Source organism: Oceanispirochaeta sp. M1, assembly GCF_003346715.1.
Lineage (GTDB): Bacteria > Spirochaetota > Spirochaetia > DSM-2461 > DSM-2461 > Oceanispirochaeta.
Window position 1 is genome coordinate 1 of record NZ_QQPQ01000143.1, and the last position, 707, is coordinate 707.

Sequence of the window (707 nt, forward strand, 5' to 3'; positions counted from 1 at the left end):
CCAAGATCATAGAACAGTGTCATCAGAGAAATCCCTTTCATCGGATTTCCATTATCTGAATGGACAAAAACATCGGGATAACCATTCTCCTCAAAAGCGGATTGAAATAATTCCTGGGCAAGAACATCATCTTCTCTGTCATGAATGGCCCATTTGACAATACTTCTGTCCCAGATATCGATAATGGTATATGCGTAATAGAAGATCCCTCTGATATATGAATGTAACCAGGTAATATCCCAGGTCCAAACCTGATTCGGGCCAGTAGCAATGAGCTCAGGTGGTTTATTATGGCTTGTTCCCGGACGTGTATTTCCACGGTGATGATTGAGTTTCTCTTCCTTTAAAACCCGATAAAATGAGCTTATGCTGGCTATGTAAATACTGTTATTCAATAGAGATGCATGGATTTTATACGGATTGTCATCTTTATATTTTACACTGCAGCTGATATCGATAATCTTAAGTTTTTCTTCTTTTGTCAGCTTCCTGGCAACAGTTTTATTTGCACCTTTCCGGTTGTCAGAATAATAACCATTACGCCATCTTTCAAAAGTGCTGACAGATATCTCTAGGGCTTCGCATGCCTTCCAAATACGAGCGCCATCTTTATTAGCCTCTAATATTAAAACGACAGCAACTTTCCGCATCTCTTCGGGGATCAATCGTCCTCGTCTTCCCCCCAAAGTTCCTCGGCTTTTTTTTTA

1 protein-coding gene is annotated in these 707 nt (G+C 40.2%); it reads right to left on the minus strand.

Annotated features, from left to right (window positions below):
- A partial coding sequence (locus DV872_RS26210; RefSeq protein WP_147283289.1) for a DDE-type integrase/transposase/recombinase occupies positions 1 to 686 on the minus strand: 686 nt, incomplete at its 3' end.
- Positions 687 to 707: the final 21 nt, after the last annotated feature.